This window comes from Kitasatospora sp. NPDC040550, from assembly GCF_055594965.1.
In genome coordinates this window covers 197,594-207,783 of sequence record NZ_JBVIWC010000007.1, presented here as the reverse complement: position 1 = coordinate 207,783, position 10,190 = coordinate 197,594, and the positions used below count along the sequence as shown (strand labels likewise).

At 72.0% G+C, this 10,190-nt stretch carries 7 protein-coding genes; 1 reads left to right on the top strand and 6 read right to left on the bottom strand.

All coding sequences use genetic code 11. The features are described 5' to 3' along the window. Positions 1 to 103: 103 nt before the first annotated feature. From ACZ58X_RS13300 to ACZ58X_RS13275, 6 genes are all read right to left on the bottom strand, one after another. Positions 104 to 1,183, bottom strand: a complete 1,080-nt coding sequence (locus ACZ58X_RS13300; protein ID WP_470333772.1) for a PadR family transcriptional regulator — start codon at positions 1,181 to 1,183, stop codon at positions 104 to 106. A 1-nt stretch (position 1,184) separates the two neighbouring features. Continuing rightward, positions 1,185 to 2,108: a DUF4097 family beta strand repeat-containing protein gene (locus ACZ58X_RS13295; protein ID WP_470333771.1), complete on the bottom strand. Its 924-nt coding sequence runs from the start codon at positions 2,106 to 2,108 to the stop codon at positions 1,185 to 1,187. Positions 2,109 to 2,303: 195 nt separating this feature from the next. Then, positions 2,304 to 2,486, bottom strand: coding sequence for a DUF6104 family protein (locus tag ACZ58X_RS13290; RefSeq protein WP_350504423.1), 183 nt, complete (start codon positions 2,484 to 2,486; stop codon positions 2,304 to 2,306). Positions 2,487 to 2,637: 151 nt separating this feature from the next. Continuing rightward, positions 2,638 to 6,375: a multifunctional oxoglutarate decarboxylase/oxoglutarate dehydrogenase thiamine pyrophosphate-binding subunit/dihydrolipoyllysine-residue succinyltransferase subunit gene (locus ACZ58X_RS13285; RefSeq protein ID WP_470333770.1), complete on the bottom strand. Its 3,738-nt coding sequence runs from the start codon at positions 6,373 to 6,375 to the stop codon at positions 2,638 to 2,640. Positions 6,376 to 6,662: 287 nt separating this feature from the next. Next, positions 6,663 to 7,793 carry a sensor histidine kinase gene (locus tag ACZ58X_RS13280; RefSeq protein ID WP_402481259.1) on the bottom strand — a complete coding sequence of 377 codons (1,131 nt, stop codon included), beginning with the start codon at positions 7,791 to 7,793 and terminating at the stop codon, positions 6,663 to 6,665. 80 nt (positions 7,794 to 7,873) lie between these two features. Then, the gene (locus ACZ58X_RS13275; RefSeq protein WP_094742879.1) at positions 7,874 to 8,611 is read right to left on the bottom strand and encodes a response regulator transcription factor; all 738 of its coding nucleotides are present in this window, start codon (positions 8,609 to 8,611) and stop codon (positions 7,874 to 7,876) included. 564 nt (positions 8,612 to 9,175) lie between these two features. On the opposite strand from ACZ58X_RS13275, the gene ACZ58X_RS13270 reads away from it, so the two are divergent. Continuing rightward, on the top strand, positions 9,176 to 10,027 hold the full coding sequence (locus tag ACZ58X_RS13270; protein WP_470333769.1) for a rhomboid-like protein: 852 nt from the start codon (positions 9,176 to 9,178) through the stop codon (positions 10,025 to 10,027). Positions 10,028 to 10,190: the final 163 nt, after the last annotated feature.

The window sequence follows — 10,190 nt, the reverse complement described above, 5'->3', positions numbered from 1 at the left end:
TCTCATTAAATTCCCTCCCCCCCCCCCCCCCCCCCCCCCCCCCCCCCCCCCCCCCCCCCCCCCCCCCCTTCCCCCCCCCCCCGGGCCCGGGCGGGCGGTCGGCTCAGCCGAGCAGCCGCTTCAACCGTTCGCCGGCGGCGCCCAGCACCGCGCGGGCCTCGGCCAGCCGGTCGGCGCTCACCGCGCCGTCCCGGGCCGCGTCGCGGACCTGGTCGCGGAAGCGGTCGAGCAGCCGCTCCAGTTCGCGGGCCGGGTCGCCGTCCGGATCGGTGTGCGCCCACGGCGGCAGGTCGGCGGTGGCGGTCGGCCCGTCCTGGCCCTTGCCCGAGTCCTTGTCCAGGTCGATCCGGGTGGCCGTGATCCGCTCGGACGACTCGGCGCCCTCGGCCGCCCCGGTGGCCTGGCCGGCCTCACCGGTCGGGTGGCCCCAGCGGGCCGCGTCGGCCAGCCCGGCCAGGCCCTTGGTCAGCTCGGACAGGCCCTCGGCCAGCCCAGTCGGCCAGTCGCCCTTGGCGGCGTGCTCGCGGACCTGCTGCTCGACCCGGCGCTTGATCCGCAGCGCCTCCTGCTGGGCGGCGGTGCGGGAGGCCTTGGCCTGCTCGCGCAGCCGGCGGGCCTCCTCCTCGGCGGCCTTCGCCTTGGCCTTGGCGGCCAGCTCCTGCTCCCGGGCGCGCTTGGCCTGCTCCTTGGCCTGCCGCTTGAACTGGGCGAACTCCTCCTTGGCGCGCTGCCAGGAGTCGTTGTCGCCCCAGGGCCCGGCCCACGGGTCGCCGCCGGTCTCGGCGCGGCCCGGCCGGGGGGCCTGCTTGGCCGCCTGCCAGAGCTCCTCGCGCAGGTCCTTGGCGCTGTCCCGGACGTCCTCCCGGATCGCGCCGGCGAGCTGGGCCACCGAGTCGTGGATCTCCAGCTCCAGCTCGTCCAACTCGACCTGCCGGGCTTCGAGTTCGGCGCGCCCGGCGTCGGTCAGCCGGTAGACCTTGCGGCCGCCCTCGGTGCTGTGGCTGACCAGGCCCTCCTGCTCCAGCTTCGCCAGCCGCGGGTAGACCGTGCCGGCGGACGGCGCGTACAGGCCCTGGAAGCGCTCCTCCAGCAGGCGGATCACCTCGTAGCCGTGCCGCGGGGCTTCGTCCAGCAGCTTGAGCAGGTAGAGCCGGAGCCGGCCGTGACCGAAGACGGGGCTCATCTCAGGCCTCCTTGGTGAGGTCGGGGCCGGTGGGCGCGTCGGAGGCGGGGCCGGCCGGGAGCTCCCGGACCACCACCGGGGCGTCGTCCTCCGACTCGGGGCGGCGCAGCACGGTGACCGCGCCGGAGACGGTGGTGACGTTGAGGCTGCCGCGGCCCTCGCCGAGCTGGCCGGTGATCTTCTTGGCGCCCCAGGTGCTGCTCATCGTGAGCTCGTCGAAGGTGCTGGAGACGTCGCCGCTGGTGGAGCCGGCCTCGACGGTGGCGTCGGCCAGCGAGGGAATCCGGACCACGACCGGGCCGCTGACCGTGTTGACCTTGACGTCGGTCTCGCCCGCCACGTCGAGGTCCAGGGTGACGGCGCCGGTGACGGTGTTGGCCTGGACCCGGTCGGCGGTGCCCGCGATCACGGTGAGCTGCCCGGAGACGGTGTTGACCTTGAGCTGGCCGCCGACCGCCTGGGCGTCCACGTCGCCGGTGACGGTGCTGGCGTCGATCCGGCCGGTGACCCCGGCCAGGGTGGTGTCGCCGCTGGCGCTCTGCACCGAGACGTGGCCGTCGATGCCGCTCACGGTGGCGTGCGCCGACACGGTGCCGACCTTGACCTCGGTGCCGGCCGGCACGGTCAGGGTGACGCCGACCGAGCGCTTGCGCTTGAAGGAGTCGAAGAAGCTGCGGACCGAGCCGACCGACTTGATCCAGTTGCCGAACTCGCCCCAGCTGTTGATGTCCTTGTAGGTGACGGTCAGGACGCCGTCGACCAGCGTCAGGTGCAGCGGGTCGCCGGTGAGGTCGGTGACCTCCAGGCGGGCCGGGCCCTCGGCCGCGACCACGTTCACCGTGCCGTCGATGACGCGCACGTGCAGCGCGCGGACCGCGTCCTCGAACGTGGTCCTGCCCGGCTCCTCGATCGTCCACTGGCTCATCTCTGCCGCCTCCCGTAGCGGATCGCGATGTATCGCGTTCTCTTCCAAAGACGATATATCGCGTGCCGGGAAAAGCAAGCGGTTCCACCCCTGAACCCGGCCCGGATGCGTCCCGGAGCCGTCCCCTACGGGAGACGCGCGAAGGGCCCGGGAGGCGGTCGCCTCCCGGGCCCTCTCACGAGCGGCCGCCGGGGCTCACTCGTCGTCGTCCTCGTCGTCGAGCCGGGCCAGCCAGGTGGCCAGCCGCTCGACCGGGATCTCGAAGTCCGGGTTGAGGTCGACGAACTCGCGCAGGCGCTCGGCGAGCCACTCGAAGGTGACCTCCTCCTCGCCGCGCCGGCTCTCCAGCTCCTCGATGCCTCGGTCGGTGAAGTACACGGTTCGCTCCGGTCGGATGGGGATTGACCCGGTCAGGATAGTCGGGGCCGGCCGACCGGTGCGGTGCCGGCCGGCCGGTACGCCCGCGGCCCCGCCCCCCTGGTCGGGGGCGGGGCCGCGGGCGTCGCTGGTGCTGCGGAGCCTGCGCGCGTCAGAGCGCGAAGATCTCCTCGAGCAGCGCCTGCTGCTCGGCCGCGTGCCGCTTGGCGGAGCCGACCGCCGGCGACGAGGCCGCGGTGCGGGCCACCCGGCGCAGACGGGCGTCGCCGCCGCTGCGGCCGATCACGACCTGGAGGTGGTCGACCAGGTTCATCGCGATGAACGGCCAGGCACCCTGGTTGGCCGGCTCCTCCTGCGCCCAGACGAACTGGACGTCGTCGCCGTAGCGGGCCAGCTCCTCCTGGAGCTCGGCCACCGGCAGCGGGTAGAGCCGCTCGACCCGGACGATCGCGGTGTCGGTGACACCGCGCTCGGCGCGGGCGGCCGCCACGTCGTAGTAGAACTTGCCGGCGGTGATGACCACCTTGCGGACCTGCGCCGGGTCGACGGTGGTGTCGCCGATGACCGGGCGGAACGAGCCGGACAGGAACTCCTCGGTCGCACTCGCCGCGGCCTTGAGACGCAGCATCGACTTCGGGGTGAAGACGACCAGCGGCTTGTGGTGCGGGTTGTGCGCCTGCCAGCGCAGCAGGTGGAAGTAGTTCGACGGCAGGGTCGGCATCGCGACCGTCATGTTGTCCTGCGCGCACATCTGCAGGAAACGCTCCGGGCGGGCGGACGAGTGGTCCGGCCCCTGGCCCTCGTAGCCGTGCGGCAGCAGCAGGGTGACGCCGGAGTGCTGGCCCCACTTCTGCTCGGCGGAGGCGATGTACTCGTCCACCATGGTCTGCGCGCCGTTGACGAAGTCGCCGAACTGCGCCTCCCACATGACCAGCGCGTTCGGGCGGGTCAGCGAGTAGCCGTACTCGAAGCCCATGGCCGCGTACTCCGACAGCAGGCTGTCGTAGACGGTGTAGCGGGCCTGGTCCTCGGTGAGGTACTGCAGCGGGGTGTAGTCCTCGCCGGTCTTGCGGTCGATCAGCACGGCGTGCCGCTGGCCGAAGGTGCCGCGGCGGCTGTCCTGGCCGGCCAGGCGGACCGGGTGGCCCTCCATGAGCAGCGAGCCGATGGCGAGGGTCTCGCCCATCGCCCAGTCGATGGTGTTGTCCTCGACCGAGGCGGCGCGGCGCTGCAGCTGCGGCAGCAGGCGCGGGTGGACGGTCAGCCAGTCCGGCAGGTTGACCTGCGAGGCGGCGATCCGCTTGACCATCTCCTGGGAGATGCCGGTCTGGATGTTGACCGGGAAGTCGGCCTGCGGCTTGCCGCCGGCGGTCGGGGCCGGCGCCTGGGCGGCGTCGCGGACCTCGGCGAAGACCTTCTCCAGCTGGCCCTGGAAGTCCTGGAGTGCCTGCTCCGCCTCTTCCATGGTGATGTCGCCGCGACCGATCAGGCCCTCGGTGTACAGCTTGCGCACCGAGCGCTTCTTGTCGATCAGGTCGTACATCAGCGGCTGGGTGAACGACGGGTTGTCGGCCTCGTTGTGACCGCGGCGGCGGTAGCAGATGAGGTCGATCACGACGTCCTTGTGGAACGCCTGGCGGAACTCGAAGGCGAGCCGCGCGACGCGGACCACGGCCTCCGGGTCGTCGCCGTTCACGTGGAAGATCGGGGCCTCGATCATGCGGGCCACGTCGGTGCAGTACATCGAGGAGCGCGAGGACGCCGGGGCGGCGGTGAAGCCGACCTGGTTGTTCACCACGACGTGCACGGTGCCGCCGGTGCGGTAGCCGCGCAGCTGCGACATGTTCAGGGTCTCCGCGACGACGCCCTGGCCGGCGAAGGCCGCGTCGCCGTGGATCTGGATCGGCAGCACCGGGAAGGTGGTGCCGCCCTGGTCCAGGATGTCCTGCTTGGCGCGGGCGATGCCCTCGACGACCGGGTCCACGGCCTCCAGGTGGGAGGGGTTCGCGGCGAGCGAGACCTTGATGGTCTCGCCGTCCAGGCCGGTGAAGGTGCCCTCGGCGCCCAGGTGGTACTTGACGTCGCCGGAGCCGTGCATCGACTTCGGGTCGAGGTTGCCCTCGAACTCGCCGAAGATCTTGCCGTACGGCTTGCCGACGATGTTGGCCAGCACGTTCAGGCGGCCGCGGTGGGCCATGCCGATGACGGCCTCGTCCAGGCGGTGCTCGGCGGCGGCGTCGATGGTCGCGTCCAGCATCGCGATCAGCGACTCACCGCCCTCCAGCGAGAAGCGCTTCTGGCCGACGTACTTGGTCTGCAGGAAGGTCTCGAAGGCCTCCGCCGAGTTCAGCCGGCGCAGGATCCGCAGCTGCTCCTCGCGCTCCGGCTTCGAGTACGGCTTCTCCAGGCGCTCCTGCAGCCACTTGCGCTGCTTCGGGTCCTGGATGTGCATGTACTCGATGCCGACGGTGCGGCAGTAGGTGTTGCGCAGCAGGCCGAGGATGTCGCGGAGCTTCATCATCCGCTGGCCGCCGAAGCCGCCGACCGCGAACTCGCGCTCCAGGTCCCACAGGGTGAGGCCGTGGGTGGTGACGTCCAGGTCGGGGTGCTTGCGCTGCTTGTACTCCAGCGGGTCGGTGTCGGCCATCAGGTGACCGCGGACCCGGTAGGAGTGGATCAGCTCCATGACGCGCGCGGTCTTGTTGACCTCGTCGTCGTGGGTGGTGGCGACGTCGGTGGCCCAGCGGACCGGCTCGTACGGGATCCGCAGCGACTCGAAGATCTCGTCGTAGAAGCCGTTCTCGCCGAGCAGCAGGCGGTGGATCTCGCGCAGGAACTCGCCGGACGCCGCGCCCTGGATGACGCGGTGGTCGTAGGTCGAGGTCAGCGTCATGATCTTGGAGACGCCCAGCCGGGACAGGGTCTCCGGAGCGGAGCCCTGGAACTCGGCCGGGTACTCCATGGCGCCGACGCCGACGATGGTGCCCTGGTTCTGCATCAGGCGCGGCACGGAGTGCACGGTGCCGATGCCGCCGGGGTTGGTCAGCGAGACCGTGACGCCGGTGAAGTCGTCCATGGTCAGCTTGTTGGCGCGGGCCCGGCGGACGATGTCCTCGTAGGCCTGCCAGAAGCCGAAGAAGTCGAGGGTCTCGGCCTTCTTGATGGCCGCGACGACGAGCTGGCGGTCACCGTTCGGCTTGACCAGGTCGATCGCCAGGCCGAGGTTGACGTGCTCCGGCTTGACCAGGAAGGCCTTGCCGTCCTCCACCTTGTAGCTGTGGTTCATGCCCGGGGCGGCCTTGATGGCCTGGACCAGGGCGTAACCGATCAGGTGGGTGAAGGAGACCTTGCCGCCGCGGGCGCGCTGCAGGTGGTTGTTGATGACGATGCGGTTGTCGATCAACAGCTTCGCCGGGACGGCGCGGACCGAGGTCGCGGTCGGCACCTCCAGCGAGGCGTCCATGTTGGTGGCGACGGCCTTGGCCGGGCCGCGCAGCTGGACCAGCTCGGGGCCGGCCGCGGCGGTGGCGGCGGGCGCGGCCGGGGCGGCGGCCTTGGGGGCCGGGGGCGCGGCGGGCGCGGCGGCGAGCGGGGCGGCGGCGGCCGGGGCCGGAGCGGCCGGGGCGGCGGGTGCGGCCGGCGCAGCAGCTGCGGCGGGCGCGGGGGCAGCGGCAGGGGTCGGCGTGGGGCCGGCCTGGGTCGCGGCCTGGGTCACTGGGGTCACCTCGGTACCGGGCTTGTAGTCGGCGAAAAAGTCCCACCAGGCTCGGTCGACCGAGTTCGGGTCCTGGAGGTACTGCTGGTAGATCTCATCGACGAGCCACTCATTGGGGCCGAAGCCAGTGGAACTTGCCGAGCTGTTGGGGGTTTCAGGGGACTGTGGCGACACGGCGGCAACCGCCCTCTTCCGCTTCCTTTTGGGATGTTTGGACAGCGGGGATTAAGGCTACGCCCCTGACCAGTGATCGCGCAGTCCCCGGGCCCCAGGCGTCGCCCAGATCACAGTCCTGACCTGCAGATTGGCTGAAAAAGCACGTTAGAAAGCCGTATCTGAGGGGAACCGATCGGGCCCGATCACCCCCTAAAGCAGGGCGAAACCGGACAAACGCCCAGGTTCATCCGTCGACGATCTTCGTATGCGTCTGTGTCGGATCTGTGACAAATGTCCCGCCCGGCTCAGGACTGCCCGGGCAGCCGGACCTCGATCCGGCAGCCGCGCGGCGACTCGGCGACGGCGATCCGTCCGCCGTGCAGGTCCACCGCCCAGCGGGCGATCGCCAGGCCCAGCCCGGTGCCGCCGTCCGAGCCCGGCCCGGAGGCCGTCGCGGTGCCGCTGCGGCTGAACCGCTCGAAGACCCGGCCGCGGTCGGCCGGCGGGATGCCGGGCCCCTCGTCCTGGACCTCCAGCAGCAGGCCGCCGTCCTCGCCGTCGGGCCGGGCGCGCACCGTCACGGTGCCGCCGGGCGGGGAGTGCTTGCAGGCGTTGTCGACCAGGTTGGCGACCACCTGGTGGAGGCGTTCCGGGTCCGCCACGGCGGTCAGGCCGACCGGGCTGACCTCCAGGGCGAGCCGGACGTCGCCGCGCCGGGAGAAGGCCCCGCCGGCCGTCGCGCCGTCCACGGTGACCCCGCGCAGCACGCCGTCCAGGAACTCGCGCACCTCGAACGGGCGGGCGTCCAGGTCGACCACGCCGTCGTCGATCTTGGAGAGGTCCAGCAGGTGGGTGACCAGGCGGCCGAGCCGCTCGGTCTGCTCCAGCGCGGCCCCCAGGGTCGCCGGGTTGGGCTGGACGACGCCGTCCACCACGTTCTCCAGCACGGCGCGCAGCGCCGCGATCGGCGTGCGCAGCTCGTGCGAGACGTTGGCGACCAGCTCCCGGCGGTGCCGGTCGGCGGCCTGCAGGTCGGCGGCCATGCCGTTGAAGGCGGCCGCCAGTTCGCCGATCTCGTCGCGCGAGTTCACCTCGACCCGGCGGCTGTAGTCGCCGGAGGCCATCGCGCGGGCGGCGTCCGTCATCTCGCGCAGCGGGGCGGTCAGCCCGTGCGCGAGGAACTGCATGAACAGCAGCGAGGCGATCATGGAGAAGACCATGATGATCCGGATCTGGGTCTCGGACCGGATCGCCACGACCACCATCCCGGTGGCCAGGAACACGGAGACGATCACCAGCAGGGCGAGCTTGCCCTTGATCGAGCGGACCGGGTCGAGCGGACGGATGTCGGCCCAGACCCGGCTGGCCGCCCGTGCGGCCAGGGTCTGCGGGCGCGCGCCGTCGGCGTCCCCGTTGCGTTGCTGTGGAAAGGTCATTGGTCCCCTGTGATCCCCGCGTGTTGTCACGGCGGTGCCGGGACACGGGCCCCCCGGTGGCCCGTCGCCCGAAGCCCCCGTCAGGAGAGCGGGGCCTCCAGCGCGTATCCGACGCCGTGGACGGTGCGGATCCAGCTGGCGCCGATCTTGCGCCGCAGCGCCTTCACGTGGCTGTCCACGGTCCGGGTGCCGGACGCGTCGGTCCAGTCCCAGACCTCGGCCAGCAACTGCTCACGGGTGAGCACCGCGCGCGGCTGCGCGGCCAGGCAGGCCAGCAGGTCGAACTCGGTCGGCGTCAGGTGGACGTCGCCCGAGGCGAGTCGCACCCGGCGCTGCACGTGGTCGATCTCCAACTCGCCGAAGCGCAGGCTGCCGAGCGCGGGCGTGCGGGCCGCCTGCTGGGCACGCTCGACGCGGCGCAGCAGCACGTTGACCCGGGCGGCCAGTTCGCGCATGGAGAACGGCTTGGTCATGTAGTCGTCGGCACCGACGCCGAGGCCGACCAGCAGGTCCGTCTCGTCGTCGCGGGCGGTCAGCATCAGTACCGGCACCGGGCGTTGGGCCTGGATCCGGCGGCACACCTCCAGCCCGTCGAAGCCGGGCAGCATGATGTCCAGGACCACCAGGTCCGGCTGCCAGGTGTGGAAGCCGTCCACCGCGCCGGGGCCGTCGTGGGCCACGGCGACCTTGAACCCCTCGGCGCCCAGTCGCGCCGCGATCGACTCGGCGATCGTGGGTTCGTCCTCCACCACCAGCACTCTGCGCTGGCTGCTCACAGTGCCGCCGGTGTTGGGGTTGTCCTGCTGAATTTCTGTCACGGTCACGCCACCGCCCCCAGGGCTGCGGGCCGGCCACCTGTGGGGATGGCGGGGCTCCGCTCGTAGTCTTGTTCCGTCGTGGACTGTGCCGGGTCCGCCGTCCCGTTCGTGCACCGGGGAGTGGAGGACGGATGGTCTTCCGCCCACTCCTCCCACGCACTTCGCAGCGTACGGACAGCGGATGCCTCCCGGCAGGCGGACCGGACGTTTCCGGCCCGCTGGGCCGGCTGTCCGGCCGCCCTCGGGCCCACCGCACGAGTGGGCACGGGCCGATACCTTACCCGGCGAATTTTCACTGCGTAACGGTACGTATGCAGTCCAGTTGACGCCAAGTCGCCGGTCAGAGGCCCTACTGACGCGTTAATCGGGAGAAGGTCTGGACCAATGTCGGGAATCCGGCCGCTTCCGCCGTCGACGGTCTTCACGGGCTTTTCTCAGCTGCCTCTCAGAACCTCGACGTAGCGTGGCCGCGACAACGCCCCGCAGGGCGGAATCCGGCCTCCGCGCCGGGGCGTCGGGCGCCTCCGGGCGCCGTGCGGCTGCGGGTGTGGGAGCGGAGGCGTCATGGCTGGACTGCGGTGGGGTGCCGGCGGGCGCGCGCCTTCGGGGGCGCCGTACGGAATGCTCCCGGCCCGGCTGCGCGGCGGTGCCGTCGAATGGCTGCTGGAACGCGTGCCGACACCTCGGCGCACCCCGTTCACGATCGGATATCTCGCGGTCGTCGGACTCACCTCGACCTTCGCCGGGATCGCCGATCCGGAACTCGTCCAGCGTTTGCAGGAAGCTTCCAGCTCGGACGGCCACAACCTGCTCCAGCACCCGCTGCGCGCCCTGCTGCTCAGCGGCTTCTGGGTGGCCGGGGGATCGTGGCTGCCCTACCTGTGGGGTTTCGCCGTCACCCTGGCCCCGCTGGAGCGCCGGGTCGGTCCGGCCCGGGCGGCGGCGGTGTTCGCCGCCGGGCACGTCGCGGCCACCCTGCTCTCCCAGGGCGTGGTGATCACCGCGGTGGAGACCGGACGGCTGGCCCCGGCGGCGATGGACCAGCTGGACATCGGCGTCAGCTACGGCGTGCTCGCCTGCCTGGGCGCGGCGGCCGGGGCGCTGCCGCCGCGTGCGCGGGCGGTGGCGCTGGCCGGCGTCGGGCTGCTGCTCGCCCAGCAGATCGCCACCCAGAAGGACCTGGTCACGGCGGTGGGGCACCCGGCCGCGCTGCTCACCGGGATGGCGCTGTGGCGCTGGCTGGGCCGGATCGAGCGGCGTCCGCCCGGGCCTCGGCCGCGGCCGGCACGGGTGCGGGCGGTCGGCTCCGCCGCTTCCCGGTCCGCCTCCTCGGTGCTCTCCTCGGTCGCCTCCCCGGTCGTCTCCCAGGCCGCCGCGGTGGTGCGGGCCGGGCGCCGGCCGTCCACCGCGCGCTGAGGCCGGGGTCCTCTTGGGCCGTTCTTTCCGCTCTCTTTTGACGGGGCCTCCCCCCGGCCGTTCCGGTGACGGTCCTGTTCGCTCACAGCGAACACGATGGGGGGAACAACCGGCGCTCGCGAATCCTTAGTCAGGTCGACTCAAGTTCACTGACCGGGGAGAG